Source organism: Planosporangium mesophilum (assembly GCF_016863255.1).
GTDB classification, from domain to species: domain Bacteria; phylum Actinomycetota; class Actinomycetes; order Mycobacteriales; family Micromonosporaceae; genus Planosporangium; species Planosporangium mesophilum.
This window is the reverse complement of record NZ_BOON01000010.1, coordinates 25,095-40,091: the sequence shown is the minus strand read 5'-3', so window position 1 is coordinate 40,091 and position 14,997 is coordinate 25,095. Positions and strand designations below refer to the sequence as shown.

Annotated in this window: 13 protein-coding genes; 7 read left to right on the top strand and 6 right to left on the bottom strand. The window is 71.0% G+C overall.

The window, feature by feature from the left end:
* Positions 1 to 16: 16 nt before the first annotated feature.
* The 3 genes from Pme01_RS06140 to Pme01_RS06130 all read left to right on the top strand — a co-directional run bounded on the left by Pme01_RS06140 (position 17) and on the right by Pme01_RS06130 (position 4,122).
* Positions 17 to 1,564: a sugar ABC transporter ATP-binding protein gene (locus Pme01_RS06140; protein ID WP_168114723.1), complete on the top strand. Its 1,548-nt coding sequence runs from the start codon at positions 17 to 19 to the stop codon at positions 1,562 to 1,564.
* A complete protein-coding gene (locus tag Pme01_RS06135) occupies positions 1,548 to 2,600 on the top strand; it encodes an ABC transporter permease (RefSeq protein ID WP_168114722.1) in 1,053 nt (350 codons plus the stop codon). Before Pme01_RS06140 ends, Pme01_RS06135 begins: the two co-directional genes overlap by 17 nt.
* Positions 2,601 to 2,679: 79 nt before the next feature.
* Positions 2,680 to 4,122, top strand: a complete 1,443-nt coding sequence (locus tag Pme01_RS06130; protein ID WP_168114721.1) for an aldehyde dehydrogenase family protein — start codon at positions 2,680 to 2,682, stop codon at positions 4,120 to 4,122.
* A 3-nt stretch (positions 4,123 to 4,125) separates the two neighbouring features.
* On the opposite strand, the gene Pme01_RS06125 is transcribed toward Pme01_RS06130, so the two are convergent.
* Together Pme01_RS06125 and Pme01_RS06120 are read right to left on the bottom strand one after the other, a co-directional pair.
* Positions 4,126 to 4,995: a hypothetical protein gene (locus Pme01_RS06125; protein ID WP_373315457.1), complete on the bottom strand. Its 870-nt coding sequence runs from the start codon at positions 4,993 to 4,995 to the stop codon at positions 4,126 to 4,128.
* 83 nt (positions 4,996 to 5,078) lie between these two features.
* Entirely contained in the window at positions 5,079 to 5,453 is a 375-nt protein-coding gene (locus Pme01_RS06120) for an FKBP-type peptidyl-prolyl cis-trans isomerase (RefSeq protein ID WP_168114719.1), read from the bottom strand.
* A gap of 105 nt (positions 5,454 to 5,558) precedes the next feature.
* Between Pme01_RS06120 and Pme01_RS06115 the strand changes: the two genes are divergently transcribed.
* Positions 5,559 to 5,816: a metallothionein gene (locus Pme01_RS06115; RefSeq protein WP_168114718.1), complete on the top strand. Its 258-nt coding sequence runs from the start codon at positions 5,559 to 5,561 to the stop codon at positions 5,814 to 5,816.
* A 22-nt stretch (positions 5,817 to 5,838) separates the two neighbouring features.
* Here the strand turns inward: Pme01_RS06115 and Pme01_RS06110 are convergent, their stop codons facing one another.
* The 3 genes from Pme01_RS06110 to Pme01_RS06100 all read right to left on the bottom strand — a co-directional run bounded on the left by Pme01_RS06110 (position 5,839) and on the right by Pme01_RS06100 (position 9,450).
* Positions 5,839 to 6,042: a DUF6343 family protein gene (locus Pme01_RS06110; protein WP_239088047.1), complete on the bottom strand. Its 204-nt coding sequence runs from the start codon at positions 6,040 to 6,042 to the stop codon at positions 5,839 to 5,841.
* Between the two features lie 118 nt (positions 6,043 to 6,160).
* Positions 6,161 to 8,698 (bottom strand): ABC transporter permease, encoded by a 2,538-nt coding sequence (locus Pme01_RS06105; RefSeq protein WP_168114716.1) that lies wholly within the window; start codon positions 8,696 to 8,698, stop codon positions 6,161 to 6,163.
* Positions 8,698 to 9,450 carry an ABC transporter ATP-binding protein gene (locus Pme01_RS06100; RefSeq protein ID WP_203935461.1) on the bottom strand — a complete coding sequence of 251 codons (753 nt, stop codon included), beginning with the start codon at positions 9,448 to 9,450 and terminating at the stop codon, positions 8,698 to 8,700. The genes Pme01_RS06105 and Pme01_RS06100 overlap by 1 nt, the downstream gene beginning before the upstream one ends.
* Positions 9,451 to 9,558: 108 nt before the next feature.
* Between Pme01_RS06100 and Pme01_RS06095 the strand changes: the two genes are divergently transcribed.
* Positions 9,559 to 10,200: a TetR/AcrR family transcriptional regulator gene (locus Pme01_RS06095; protein ID WP_168114715.1), complete on the top strand. Its 642-nt coding sequence runs from the start codon at positions 9,559 to 9,561 to the stop codon at positions 10,198 to 10,200.
* Positions 10,201 to 10,262: 62 nt separating this feature from the next.
* Here the strand turns inward: Pme01_RS06095 and Pme01_RS06090 are convergent, their stop codons facing one another.
* Positions 10,263 to 12,203 (bottom strand): glycoside hydrolase family 9 protein, encoded by a 1,941-nt coding sequence (locus tag Pme01_RS06090; protein ID WP_275408501.1) that lies wholly within the window; start codon positions 12,201 to 12,203, stop codon positions 10,263 to 10,265.
* Positions 12,204 to 12,416: 213 nt separating this feature from the next.
* Between Pme01_RS06090 and Pme01_RS06085 the strand changes: the two genes are divergently transcribed.
* Positions 12,417 to 13,169 (top strand): sugar isomerase domain-containing protein, encoded by a 753-nt coding sequence (locus tag Pme01_RS06085; RefSeq protein ID WP_168114714.1) that lies wholly within the window; start codon positions 12,417 to 12,419, stop codon positions 13,167 to 13,169.
* A gap of 44 nt (positions 13,170 to 13,213) precedes the next feature.
* Positions 13,214 to 14,995 carry a DNA polymerase/3'-5' exonuclease PolX gene (polX, locus tag Pme01_RS06080; protein ID WP_168114713.1) on the top strand — a complete coding sequence of 594 codons (1,782 nt, stop codon included), beginning with the start codon at positions 13,214 to 13,216 and terminating at the stop codon, positions 14,993 to 14,995.
* The last annotated feature ends 2 nt before the right edge of the window (positions 14,996 to 14,997 follow it).

Below are 14,997 nucleotides of genomic sequence, written 5' to 3'. Positions count from 1 at the left end.
GCGTCAAGAAGGAATGATGAGCGATCACGAGAAGGGCGTGGTTCTCCGCGCCGAACGGATCACGAAACGGTACCTGGGTGTCAAGGCACTCGACCAGGTCTCCTTCGACCTGCGCCGAGGCGAGATCCACGCCCTTCTCGGTGAGAACGGCGCCGGAAAGTCGACGCTGATCAAGACGATCTCCGGATCGGTACGCCAGGACGAGGGCAGCATCTTCATCGACGGTCGCGAGCTGGGGGCGTTGACCCCCACCAGCGCCGCCGCCCACGGCGTGGGCACGGTGTTCCAGGAGATGAGCCTGGTCGGCGCCCTGTCCATCGCCGAGAACATCTTCCTGGGCCACGAGCAGCGCCGGATGGGCCTGCTCGACAAGCGGCGGATGCTCGCCGGCGCGACCGAGGCGCTCAACCGCATCGGCGTCGACCTCGACCCGCGTACCCGGGTCGCCGGGCTGTCCCGGGCGCAGATGCAGCTGGTCGAGATCGCCCGGGTGCTGCACCGCAGGTCCGACATCCTGATCCTGGACGAGCCCACCGCGTCGCTGAGCGCCGGCGAGGCGCGGCGGCTCTTCGAGATCATCACGGGGCTGCGCGACCAGGGCATCGGCATCATCTACATCTCCCACCGGCTCGCCGAGATCAAGGAGCTGGCGGACCGGGTCACCGTGCTGCGCGACGGCCAGAAGATCGGCACGATCGCCGCCACCGGCGTCACCGACGACCGGCTCGTCGAGATGATGTCCGGCCGGACCCTGGAGAAGCTGTACCCGCGGATCTCCGCGCGGCCCGGCAAGGTGCGGCTGCGCGTCTCCGGGCTGCGCGGCCCCCTGCTCAAGGACGTGTCGTTCGAGGTGGCGGCCGGCGAGATCGTCGGCCTGGCCGGGCTGGTCGGATCGGGCAAGTCGGAGATCGGCCGCGCCTGCTTCGGCCTCGAGCCCCTCGACACCGGCACCGTGGAGATCGACGGCAAGGTGCTGGCCAAGCCGAGTCCGAAGCGGGCGATGGGCCACGGGATGATCTACTACCCCGCCGACCGGCACGCCGAAGGCCTGGTGACCACCGCGTCGCTGCGCGACAACATCACGCTGCCCTCGGTCGCCGCCGGCACGATGTCCCGGTTCGGCATCGTCAACCGGCGCGAGGGTACGGCGCGGACCAACGAGGTGGTCAAGGCGCTCTCCATCAAGCCGGCCGACCCGGGACGTTCGATCCTGGGCTTCTCGGGCGGGAACCAGCAGAAGGCGCTGCTGGCGCGGTCGTTCGCCAAGAGCTTCCCGGTACACGTCTTCGACGAGCCGACGGTCGGCATCGACATCGGCGCCAAGTCCGACGTGTACGAGTACATGAACAAGCTGTGCGAGCAGGGCGCCGCGGTGGTGCTCATCTCGTCGGACACCGAGGAGATCCTCGGCATGTCCCACCGGATTTACGCAGTTCGTGAGGGGCGGGTCGTGGCCGACCTGCGCGGTGACGAACTGAACGAGGAAAACGTTGTTCGCGCGTTCTTCGGTTCGCGCGACGCTTCTGTCACTTCAGGGAGTGTGGACCGTGACCAGTCCGCTTGATCTGGACGCGCGGTCGTCCAAGCCGGGAGACGGGGCGGTGGTCGGCAAGCCGGCCGAGGCCGCCGGGCGGTCGGGGCCGTCGCGGATCGTCAGCGCGCTGCTGCGCGTCGGCCTGCTCCCCGTCCTGCTCATCGCCGGGGTCGTGGTCTTCGCGTCGATCGAGCCGCGGTTCCTGACCCCGCTCAACGGCACGAACATCGGACGGCAGCTGTCGTTCCTACTCATCATCACGATGGCGCAGATGCTCGTCCTCGTCGTCGCCGAGATCGACATGTCGGTCGGCTCGACCATCGCGTTGACGAGCGTCGTCTCCAGCACCGTGATGGTGAAGGTCGGCGGTGACGGGTTCACCCCGGTCCTCGCCGGCATGCTCGCCGGCCTCGCGCTCGGCCTCGTGATCGGGCTGGTCAACGGCGTCGTCGTGGCGAAGTTCCGGGTACCGTCCTTCATCGTCACCATCGGCAGCGGCGCGGTCGCCTTCGGCCTCGCGCTGATCATCTCCAGCGGAAGCCCGGTGACCGGCCTGCCCAGGGCCTTCACCACGGCGCTGGGTAACTCCAGCATCGGCACGGTGCCGCTCTCCCTGGTGATCGCGCTCGCCGTCTTCGGCGTGCTGTACCTGCTGCTGAACTGGACCACCCTCGGGCGGTACTTCTACGCCGTGGGCGGCGGTGAGAACGCGGCACGGCTGGTCGGCGTGCCGGTCTTCCGCAGCAAGGTGCTCGCCTTCGTGCTGTGCAGCACGCTGACGTCGCTGGCCGGCATCCTGCTCACCGCCCGGGTCTCGTCCGGCGAGCCGAACCTCGGTGGCCAGTACGTGATCCTCTCGATCGCGGCCGCGGTCCTGGGTGGCACCTCGTTCTTCGGCGGTGAGGGCCGCCTGAGCATGGTCGCCATCGGCGCGCTGTTCCTGGTGGTGCTCTCCAACGGGATGAACCTGATCCGGGTCTCCAGCTACACGCAGCAGGTCGTCCTCGGCGTGCTGCTGGTCGCGGCCGTCGTCATCGACCGGCTGCGGCGGCGGGCCACCCGCTGACCGACGACTGACCGGGCCGTGCACCAGCACCGGCCCGGTCAGTCGTGTTTTGGACCATGGAAGGAGGAGTCGCGAGGCGATGAGCGACGCACGCAGGTTCTGGGTGGCCGGGCGGCCCGCTACGGGCGAGCAGGCCTTCGAGGTGCGGCACCCGTACGACGGGCGGACGGTGGCGTCGGTGTCGGTGCCGACGGCCGCGCAGGTCGAGGAGGCGGTCACGGCGGCGCAGGCGGTGGCGGCCGAGGCCGCGGCGCTGCCCGCGTACGCCCGGGCCGAGGCCCTCGCGCACGTGGCGCGCCGGCTGGCCGAGCGGGCCGAGGAGGTCGCCCGGCTCATCACGGCGGAGAACGGCAAGCCGCTGACGTGGGCCCGCGGCGAGGTGGCCCGCGCGGTCTCCACCTTCCGCTGGGCCTCCGAGGAGGCGCGGCGCTGGTCCGGCGAGCTCCAGCGGCTGGACACCGACGCGGGCGCCGCCGGCCGGATCGCGGTCACCCGTCGCTTCCCGCGCGGGCCGGTACTGGCGATCGCGCCGTTCAACTTCCCGCTCAACCTCGTCGCCCACAAGGTCGCTCCGGCGATCGCCGTCGGCGCGCCGGTCCTCATCAAGCCCGCACCGAAGACGCCCCTGTCAGCGCTGCTGCTCGGCGAACTGCTCGCCGAGTGCGACCTGCCGGCGGGCATGTGGTCGGTGCTGCCCCTGCTCAACGAGGAGACCGCCGCGCTGGTGGCCGACCCCCGCCTGCCGGTGGTCTCGTTCACCGGCTCCGGCCCGGTCGGCTGGGGCATCAAGCAGGCGGTGCCGCACAAGCACGTCACGCTCGAGCTCGGCGGCAACGCGGCCGCCGTGGTCTGCCCGGACTGGTCGAGCGAAGCCGATCTCGACGTCGCCGCCGCCCGGATCGCCACGTTCGCCAACTACCAGGCCGGTCAGTCCTGCATCTCGGTACAGCGCGTCTTCGCCGACCGGTCCGTCTTCGACGCCCTCGCCGAGCGGATCACGACCGCCGTCGCCGGTGCGCGGACCGGTGACCCGTGGGACGACGCCACCGAGGTCGGCCCGCTCATCGACGAGGCCGCCGCGCGCCGGGTCGAGGAGTGGATCCGCGAGGCCGTCGCGGCCGGTGCGAAGGTCCTCACCGGCGGTACCCGGGACGGCGCCACCGTCGCGCCGACGGTGCTGGTCGACGTGCCGGCGGACGCCAAGGTCTCCTGCGAGGAGGTCTTCGGCCCGGTCCTGGTCCTCGACGCGGTGGACGGCGTCGACGAGGCGTTCGCGCGGGTCAACGCCTCCCGGTACGGGCTGCAGGCCGGGGTGTTCACCCGGGACCTGCCCACCGCGTTCCGCGCCCACCGCGAGCTCGAGGTGGGCGGCGTCGTCATCGGCGACGTCCCCAGCTTCCGCGCCGACCAGATGCCGTACGGCGGCGTGAAGGAGTCCGGCGTGGGCCGGGAGGGCGTGCGGTACGCGATGGAGGACTACACGTACGAGCGGGTCATGGTGCTGACCGGCCTCGACCTGTAGGCACTACCCGCGGTGCAGCCGCGCCACCACCGACGCCCCCGTGGTCGGCGGCGGCGCGGCCGACGGCCCGCTCCACCGGCCGGCGGTGGCCTGCCACACCAGGCCGCCGACGCGAACCTCCTCGACGCCGTGCTCCTGCGCGTGCGACACGATCCAGTACGCGTACCGCCAGGCGGCCACCGCGTCCGCCGGTCGCACGGTGAGCTCGGTCGCGGCCGGTCCGGCGGTCAGCCCCACCTCGCCCCAGTCGGCCCGCAGCGCGGCGGTGAGCGCGTCGACCGCCGCCGGACCGCGCGGCTGCGAACCGGCGGTGACCGTACAGGCGACGGCCCCGTCGCCCGCCCCGTACAGGGCGCGGGCCAGCACTCCCGACGATTCGACCCACTGGTCGTACGCGTCCGGGAAGGCGCTGCGCTGGACGGCCTGCGCCGCGTCGCCCATGTCCATCTGCTGCCAGCCGCGCAGCTTCACCAGCGCGCCGTAGAAGGCCCCGGCCGCGAAGCGGGGGTCGGCCAGCTGCTCGGGCCTGCCCCAACCCTGGCTCGGCCGCTGCTGGAACAGGCCGATCGAGTCGCGGTCACCGCCCGCGAGGTTGCGCAGGTGCGACTCCTGCATCGCGGTGGCGAGGGCGATCTGCACCGCGCGTACCGGCAGCCGGCGGCGCATCCCGACCGCCGCGATCGTCGCCGCGTTCGCCATCTGTTCGGGCTCGAGCCTCGCCTCACCGTCGGCCCGTGCCACGCACACGGGCTGCGGCGGTGACGGCTGCAGCGCCGCGGGCATGAGCAGGCGCAGCGCGCCGTAGCAGCCCAGCCCGATCACAACGACCGTGACGAGCAGGACCACGACGACCGTACGGATACGCAACGCCACCTCCCCTGCTCAGGCCACCTGACCGGGCGCCCCGACCGCGTACGGGCGGCGCGCCAGCGTGCCCCCCGCGCCGGAGGATCAGGTCAGCGCACGTCGAGCAGGTCGACGACGAAGATCAGGGTCTCCCCCGGCTTGATGACGCCACCGGCGCCGCGGTCGCCGTAGCCGAGCTGCGGCGGGATGGTCAGCTGACGGCGGCCGCCGACCCTCATGCCCTGTACGCCCTGGTCCCAGCCGGCGATGACCCGGCCGCCGCCGAGCGGGAAGGTGAACGGCGAGCCGCGGTCCCACGACGCGTCGAACTGCTCACCGGTCGAGTGGGCCACGCCCACGTAGTGCACCACCACCTGGTCGCCGGCCTTCGCTTCGGCGCCCTCGCCTTCGACGAGGTCCTTGATCTGCAGCTCGGTCGGGGCGTCGCCCTCGGGGAACTCGACGGTCGGTTTGCTTGCGGTCATACCGCCCACCCTAGATCACGAGCGCGTCGAACGCCGGCACCCGGGGGCGGGCGGGCGCCCGTCCTCCGGTTGCCGCCCCAGCCCGCAGGGCGCACCCTCGGAAGCATGGCCGTTTGCGAAGTCTGTCACAACGACTACCGGATGTCGTTCGAGATCCATGCAGCCGGCGCCGTCCACGTGTTCGACTCGTTCGAGTGCGCCATCCACCGGCTCGCGCCCGTCTGCGAGTACTGCCAGGTCAAGATCGTCGGGCACGGCGTCGAGGTCGACGGCCGGTTCTTCTGCTGCGCGAACTGCGCCCGCAACAGCGGGCTCGCAAAGGGCGATCAGGTCCGCGACGCCGTCGGAGCGCCGCCGGGCTGAGCCCGCGCGGTGCCGGCGAACCTCAGCTGAAGAGCGAGCGCCTGCCGGGGCCGGCCCGGCCCGCGTGCCGTCGCCGCAGCTGGATGACGACGACGTCGACGAGCGCGACGACCGCCAGTACGGCGGCGACCACGGCCAGGGCACGGGCGCCGACCACCGCCAGGCCGACCGCGAGCAGGGCACAGGTGACCAGGCCGAAGCCGGCGAACGCCAGACGCAGGTTCAACGCACTGTAGGGGTGCCCGACCGTTCCACGGGCTCCCCTGGGTTGCGCTCCGATAGGCATGGATGGCTCCGTACCCCGTGAGCGGGCGTTGACCCGCCCACGGGGTACGGAGCGCGGGTCACTCCGTGACGACCGCCCGCAGGATGTCGACCTTCGCGGCCCGGCGCGCCGGGAAGATCGCGGCGACGACGCCGGCCAGCGCCGCGATCACCGCGCACACCAGCGGCTGCACGATGGGCACGGCGACGGTGACGATGCCGATGGACGCCAGCGACCGCGAGAACGCCGCACCGAAGGCCAGGCCCAGCCCCAGCCCCAGGAGCGCGCCGACGGCCGCGATCAGTACCGCCTCCCAGCGGACCGCCGAGCGGACCTGCGTGCGGGTCATGCCGACGGCCCGCAGCAGGCCGAGCTCCCGGGTGCGCTCCAGCACCGACAGCGCGAGCGTGTTGACCACGCCGAGCAGGGCGATCACCACGGCCAGCAGGAGCATCACGTACACCATGCCGAGCAGCTGGTCGACGCTGTCGTTCTGGGTCTTCTTCAGTTCGGCGCTGTCGGAGATCGCGACGTTCGGGTACTCGGTCAGGGCCGCCTTCGCCGCCTGCTTGACCTGCTCCGTGGTGACGCCCTTGCGGGCGCCCACCAGTACCGCGATGTCGAGCCGCTCTGAGAAGTTGGCGTTGTAGGTGTCGAGGCTGACCAGGTAGCTGGAGCCGACCAGGGTCTTGTCGGTGAACGTGCCGGCCACCCGCAGCTTCCGGTCGCCGCTCTGCGCGAACTTCACCGGGAACGGCGAGCCCACCCGCAGGCCCTTGAGCGTCGCGACGTCGGTGTTGACCAGCACGCCGTCGGTACCGAGCGCGGCGAGCGAGCCCGACTCGACGCCGAGGTTGGCCATCCTGTCAACCGTGGCGGGGTCCACCCCGGCGACGTACGTCGTCGCGCCGTCGATCTGCGCCACCCCGAAGCGCATCTCCGACACCGTGCCCACCTCGGGCACCCTGCGCAGCTTGTCGGCGACCCCGGACGGGAAGCCCGGCGCGAACTGACTGGCGGACTTGAGGATCAGGTCCGCCTTGTTCGCCCGGTCGACCACGTCCCCGACCGACGCCTTGACCGACGACGCCACCACGGTGATGCCCACGACGAGCGCGAGCCCGATGACGAGCGCCGTCGCGGTGGAGGCGGTACGACGCGGGGAGCGCGCCGCGTTGAGCCGGCCCATGCCGCCGGTGACGCTGCCGGCGATCGGCGCGCCGAGTACCCGGACCAGTGGCCGGACCGCGACCGGGGCCAGCATCGTGAGCCCGAAGAAGGTGGCCAGCGCCCCGGCACCTGCCGCGGCCACCTGGGAGTCCGCGCTCATCGCCCGGATCAGCCCCGCGACCCCGCCGACGAACAGGAGGCCACCGACGGCCAGGCGCCAGCGCGACACCCCCTTCGCGGGGGTCGCCGCGTCGCGCAGCGCCGCGATCGGCGGCGTACGCGTGGCCTTCCACGCCGGCGCGAGCGCCGCCACCACCGTGATGCCGACGCCGACCGCGAAGGCGGCGACCACCGTACGGAGATGAAGCTGCAGGGACGCGCTCGGCAGCTCCATGCCGATCACGGACATCAGCCCGCGCAGGCCGCCCGCCACCGCCAGCCCGACGCCGAGGCCGAGGCCGGAGGCGACCAGGCCGACGACGACCGCCTCGGCCAGGACGCTGCCGAGGATCTGCCGGCGACCGGCGCCGATCGCGCGCAGCAACGCGTGCTCACGCGAGCGCTGGGTGACCAGGATCGAGAACGTGTTCCAGATGATGAACGAGCCGACCAGCAGCGAGACCGCCGCGAAGCCCAGGAAGATCTTGGTGAAGATGCTGAGCGCGTCGCTGACGGACTTGCTGGCCTCGCTGGACACGGTCTCGCTGGTCACCGCCTCCAGCCCGGTCGGCAGCACGCGCGCGATCCGCGAGCGCAGTTCGTCGGGCTTGATCCCGGTCTTGCCCCGCACGTCGATCGTGTCGAACTGGCCGCTCCGGCCGAGCAGTTCCTGGGCGGTCGACATCTGGAACGTGGCCAGGGTCGCACCGGCCAGGTTGTCGGCCTCACCGAAGCCGGCGATGCCGACGACCGTGAACTGCCGCTGACCGCCCGTCTCGAACATGATCTTGATCGGATCACCGGGGGTGAATCCCTGCTTGCGGGCGGTGCCCGCGTCGATGACCACCTCGGTCGGAGCCTCCGGGCCCCGACCCTTGCGCATGCTGAACCCGCCGGCCAGCTCCCGGTCGGTCTGAAAGCCGGCGGCGAGGGTCGGCGCGCCGCCGGGCTGGATCGGCTTGCCGGACTTGTCGAGCATCAGCGCGAACCCGGTCAGCGAGCCCTCGGCGGCGGCCACGCCGTCGACCTTGCGAATCTGGTCGACGACCTTGGCGTCGAACGGCTTGGGCGAGCCCATCGTGGCGGTGTCGGTGAACGCCGCCTTGGATCGCACGCTGACGTCGGTACCCTTGGTCAGCCCGGCGTAGAGCTGGTCGAACGCCGCGTTCACGGTGTCGGTGAGCACGAGGGAGCCGGTCACGAAGGCCACGCCGAGCATGACCGAGACCGCGGTGAGCAGCAGCCGCACCTTACGGGCGAGCAGCCCCTTGAGGGTGAGCCCGAACATCACTCACCGAGACCCTTCATCGCGTCGAGGATCCGGTCGGCGGTCGGCTCGGTCATCTCGTCGACCACCCGGCCGTCCCGGAGGAACAGCACCCGGTCGGCGTAGCCGGCGGCGACCGCGTCGTGGGTGACCATGACGATCGTCTGCCCGTACTCGTCCACCGCGTGGCGCAGGAACCGCAGCAGATCGGCGCTGGAGCGGGAGTCGAGCGCACCGGTGGGCTCGTCGGCGAAGACGATCTCGGGCCGGCTGATCAGCGCGCGGGCGGCGGCCACCCGCTGCTGCTGGCCGCCGGAGAGCTCGGCGGGCGTGTGGTGGAGCCGGTCGGCGAGCCCGACGGCGGTCACGACCTGGGCCAGCCACTGCGGGTCGGCCTTGCGGCCGCCGAGGCGCAGCGGCAGCACGATGTTCTCCTCGGCGGTCAGCGTCGGTACCAGGTTGTAGCTCTGGAAGATGAAGCCGAGCCGGTTGCGGCGCAGCAGCGTGAGGTCGGCGTCGTTGAGCCGGGAGACGTCGGTGTCGCCGATGAGGACCTGACCCTCGGTCAGCGTGTCGAGGCCCGCGAGGCAGTGCAGCAGGGTGGACTTGCCGGAGCCGGACGGCCCCATGATGGCGGTGAAGGCGGCACCCTGGAACTCCACGCTCACGTTGTCGAGCGCGCGTACCGCGGAGTCCGCCCGACCGTACAGCTTCGTGGCGTTGACCACCCGCGCCGCGGTGCGCACACCCGACGGGGACTTGACCATGGACATTTCAGCGCTACCCTTCAATTTATCTACAGCGTTATCTGATTGACGTACGCTGTTACCGATAACGAGTGGGGCAGTCGGGTAGACGTCATACGAACGAAGGAGTAAGAGGTGCCCAGACAGGCACGCCTTACCGAGCGGGCCATCGCCGCGGCCGCCCTCGCCGTCCTCGACGCCGCGGGGATCGAGGCACTCACGATGCGCCGCCTGGCCGCCGAGCTCGGCACGTCACCGATGGCGCTCTACAACCACTTCCCGGACAAGGAGGCGGTGCTGGAGGCGGTCACGCAGCTCATCCTGGCCGAGATCGAGGCGCCCCCGGCGGGTACGAGCTGGCAGGAGACGGCCCGTCGGATCATGCGCTCGGCCCGCGCGGTCGGGCTGCGCCACCCGCACGCCGCGCCGCTGATCGCCCGGTTCCCACCCCGTACGCCCGACTCACTGGCCTTCGTCGAGGCCGGCTTCCGGTCGTTCCGGGCCGCCGGGTTCGACCCGAAGACCACGGCGCAGGCGTACCGGACGCTCGTCGCGTACTCGCTCGGGACGGCGCAGATCGAGCTGGGCGACTACTTCGCGGCACATCCGGCGGCCGGCGCCACGCCAGCCACGCTGGACCACGTGACGACCGACCGGCTGCTGCCGTCCGTCGCCGAGGTCGGCCCGGAGCTGTCCAACCAGGACCCGGGGAACGAGTTCGAGGCCGGCCTGGACATCGTCCTGACCGGCCTCGAGGCGCTGCTGCCGCGCCGGTGAGGGGCACAGACGAAACCGCCGGCCAGCCCCCACGGGCTGGCCGGCGGTTTCGTTTTCGAGGGTTACTTCTGCGCGGCCGGGTCGGCCGGAGCCGGAGCCGGCTTCGGGGCCGACGAGCCCTTCTGGTCAGAGACGAACGCCGTGACCCAGGACAGCGGCGCGTTCCAGTTGATGGTCAGCTCGTTGCTCGCGAACGCCATGATGTCGTCCATGTAGCAGAACTGACCGACGCAGCCGGCGAGCTGCTTCTTCGCCAGGTCGTCCTCGTTGCCACCGTTGGGACCACCGGCGATGGTGCCCGCAGGCGGCGGCGGCAGCTTCTTGTCCAGCTGGTGTGCGTACCAACGGGAGTGCTGGTTGACCGAGTACGACGACCCGTACCCCGTCACGTACGACCGGTTCAGGACGTTGCGGCCGAGGATGTAGTCCATGCCCTGCAGCACGCCGTCGCGGTACTTGGTCTCGCCGGTGATGTCGAACGCGGTCGCCATCACCACCATGTTGTTGAGGATCAGGCTGTTGGAGCCCCAGTCGTACCGGTTGTCCGACGGGGAGTAGGGCATGCCCCACGGGTTCTTCTGCAGCGCGGCCAGGTACTTGTCGGCACCCGTCACGACCGACTCGCGGATCCGCTCCCGGTCGGGCAGGTTGCTGGGCACGGTGGCCAGGTCGAGCCGGCCGAGCGCGGCGACGCGGTCCCAGGAGAAGCCACGCTCGTTCCAGATGTCGTCCTTGTGCAGCGACGAATTCTGGATGTAGTCGGCGAACTCCTTGTCGCCGGTGGTCAGGTACAGCTCGGCGGCGGCCCAGTAGAACTCGTCGGCGAGGTTCCAGTCGCCGTAGCCACCACCGCCGGAGCCGCTGTCCCCCGACGCCATCATGTTCGGGTTGGCCTTGGCCGCGGCCCACGCCTTCTTCGCCGCGACGAGGTTCTTCTCGGCGAACTTCTTGTCGTAGGGGGCGAACACCCGGGCCGCCTGGGCACCGGTGGCGGCGAGGTTGAGCGTCGCGGCGGTCGACGGCGGGTGCAGCACCCGCTTCTTGGTGTCCTGGTGCGGCAGCGTCGGTAGCCCGGTCCAGCTCTCGTCGTGGATCTTGTGGTGGGCCATGCCGGCGTTGGTCTTGCCGTCCGGCACCTGCATGCTGAGCAGGAACTCCTGCTCCCAGCGCGCCTCGTCGAGGATGTCCGGCACCTTGTTGCGGCTCTCCGGGATGGCCAGCGTGCCGTCGCCCATCTTCTTGGCGTCGGCCGTCTTGGCCGTCTTCGAGCGCTCGAACTGGTTCATCAGCTGGAAGACCGAGATGCCGCCGTTGACCACGTACTTGCCCTGGTCGCCGGCGTCGTACCAACCGCCCTTGACGTTGAGCTTGTAGTCACAGCCGTTGTTGAGGCAGCCCACGGCGAGGTCGCCGGTCTCGTCCTGCGACACGTGGCCGGCCGGCCGGCCGTAGCCGGGCCGCAGCTTGTCGTCGACGGCGATGCCGCTGCGCTGGGTGTAGTAGAACTTCAGCGCGTCCTGGCGAAGGGTCTCGTACAGGTTGTCGCCGATGGCGAACGGGTGGCTCGCCTCACCGTCGACGACCAGCTTGTACCCCTTGCCGGGAGTCGCGTACTTGCTGAAGTCGATCGAGTGGACATTGTGCGCCGAGGCGCCGTCCAGGCCCCGCGGCGTGGTCGTGCCAGTGGCCACGACCTTGCCCTTGGCGTCCTTGAGCTGCCACGGCAGACCCGTCTCGGCGCCGGTGGTGAGGGTCGCGTTCTTCGGGCCGTTGGTCAGGTACCCGACCTGGTTGACACGGACCTTGGGACCGGTACCCGACTTGTACATCTCGGGCACCGCGCCGGGCTGCGCGTTCGCGCTGAGGCCGGACGGGTTGGTGGGCTCGGCCGCGAACGCGGTCGCGCCGGGTCCGATGGCGAGGAGTCCGGTTGCGGTGAGCGCGGTGGCCGCAGTCACCGCCGCGCGCATACGCGCCGACCAACGGCGCCTACTGATGATCACGTGCTCTCCTGGGGGTCGATGACGGGGGGTCGCCCATGGTAGCGCTCCCAGTTTCGAATCGACCACGGAGAGCTATATTTCCTGACGATCGGTAGGAGTTTGGGCCGATTTAGCCGCCCTAACCCTCACTGATAGCGATCATGACTAGCCCAGGATCTGACGTAGCTCGACACCGGCACTGCCGGGCAGGATGGGTGGGTGACCTTCGGAGAGATGAGCATCAACAGCCAGACGTATGCCGAGGCCATCTCCGACCTGCTCCCCCGCGTGATGCGGGAGCAGGCGCCCCAGGTGTCCAGGGCGGCCGACCTGATCACCGAGGCGATCCGGGCGGACGGGGTGGTGCACGCCTTCGGCTCGGGGCACTCGCAGGCACTCGCCATGGAGATCGCCGGTCGGGCCGGCGGGCTGGTGCCGACCAACCGGCTCTCGCTGCGCGACATCGTGCTGTACGGCGGCGAGCCGGCGAGCGTCCTGGACGACGTACGGCTGGAGCGCGACCCCTCGGTGGCGGAGCGCGTCCTCGCGCTCGCACCGGTCCGGGACGGCGACGTGTTCGTCATCGCCTCCAGCTCGGGGGTCAACGGCGTGGTCGTCGAGCTGGCCCGCCTGGTCAAGGAGCGTGGCCACGGCCTGATCGCGATCACGTCGCTGGACCACACCGGCCGGGTCGAGCCCCGCCACCCGTCCGGGAAGCGGCTGTGCGACCTGGCCGACGTCGTCGTCGACAACGGCGCGCCGTACGGGGATGCCGCGCTGCCCCTGCCGGGCGGCGGCGCCACCGGCGCGGTCTCCTCGGTCACCGGGGCCGCGCTGGCGCAGATGATCGTCACCGAGGTGGTCGGGCGCCTGATCGAGGCCGGCGAGGCGCCGCCGGTGTACCTGTCCATGAACGTCCCCGGCGGGGACGAGCACAACAACCAGCTCGAGGCGCGCTACGCTGGCCGGATCCGCCGAGGCGCCTGAGCGGGCGACCGGATCAGGGCCGCGGCCGACCTACACTGGCGACTATGAGCCGGCCGAACGAGGCCGTCGAGGCGCTGCTTCAGGAGTTCGCCGACCTGCTGTCGATCACGGACGGCGACCCCTACCGCATCCGCGCGTACGAGAACGCCGCCCGGACCATCGCCGGCTACCCCGCCGACGTGTCCCATCTCGACCTGGAGAGCCTCCGGGAGATCCCCAACGTGGGGCGGTCGATCGCCGAGAAGATCATCGAGCACTTCAGCACCGGCCGGGTCGCGTCGCTCGAGGAGCTGCGCGAGCAGATCCCGGCCGGGGTACGCGAGCTGACCACGATTCCGACGCTCGGGCCGAGACGGGCGATGACCCTCTACACCGACCTGGGGATCTCCTCGGTCGAGCAGCTGGAGGACGCGATCCACTCCGGCATGCTGGAGGAGCAGCACGGCTTCGGTCCCAAGACCGCCGCGAACCTGCTGCACGGCATCGAACTGCTGGCGCGGAGCCAGGGGCGGGCGCTGGTCAGCGACGCGATGGCGGTGGCCGAGGAGATCGTCCACGCCCTCTCCGCCGAACCCGGCTGCCTCACCTGCGCGTACGCCGGGTCGCTGCGCCGGATGCGGGAGACCGTCGGCGACGTGGACGTGCTCGCCGCCTCCAGCGCGCCGGTCCCGTTGATGCTCGCCTTCACCCGCCTTCCCCTCGTCACCGAGGTCATCGCGCACGGCCCGACCAAGACCTCGGTACGCACCACCGCCGGCCTCCAGGTCGACCTGCGCGTCGTGCCGCCGCAGTCGTGGGGCGCCGCGCTGCAGTACTTCACCGGCTCCAAGGAGCACAACATCCGGGTACGCGAGATCGCGGTCCGCAAGGGACTGAAGCTGTCGGAGTACGGGCTGTTCCGCGTCGAAGACAACTCGCTGGTCGTGTCCGAGACCGAGGAGGAGGTGTACGCGAGCCTGGACCTGGCGTGGATCCCGCCCACGCTGCGCGAGGACCGGGGCGAGCTCGAGGCGGCCCGCCGCGGCGACCTGCCGCAGCTGGTCACCATCGCCGACATCCGGGGTGACCTGCACACCCACACCGACCTCACCGACGGCACGGCGTCTCTTGTGGACATGCTCACCGCGGCGGTGGCGCGCGGCTACCACTACTACGCCGTCACCGACCACGCGAAGAACATGCCGATGCAGCGCATGACCGACGAGAAGATGCTCAACCAGCGCGAGCGGCTGCGCATGCTGGCCGGCACCGTCGAACTGGAGGTACTGCACGGCACCGAGCTCAACATCGACCCGGACGGCGAGGTCGACTGGGACGAGGAGTTCCTCGCCGGGTTCGACCTGCGGGTGGCCTCCGTCCACTCGCGCTTCGGCCAGCCACGCAAGGCGATGACCCGCCGGCTGGTACGCGCCTGCCACAACCCGTACGTGAACATCATCGGCCACCCGACGACCCGCAGGCTCAACCAGCGCCCGCCGGTCAACGCCGACTTCGACGCGGTGTTCGAGGCCGCCGCCCGCACCGGTACCGCGATGGAGGTCAACAGCTTCCCGGACCGGCTCGACCTGCCCGACGAGGAGATCCTGCGCGCCAAGCAGTACGGCGTGAAGTTCGCCATCAGCACCGACGCGCACGCGGTGGCGCACCTGGACAACCTCCGGTACGGCGTGGGTACGGCGCAGCGGGGCTGGTTGACCCCGGACGACGTCATCAACACCTGGCCGCTGGACCGGCTGCGGGAGTTCATCGAGGCCAAGCGGGAACGGCTGGTGCCCGCCGGTACGGCGGGGCGCCGCGCGGCACGGCGGCCCGGGGCGCGCCGGTAGGG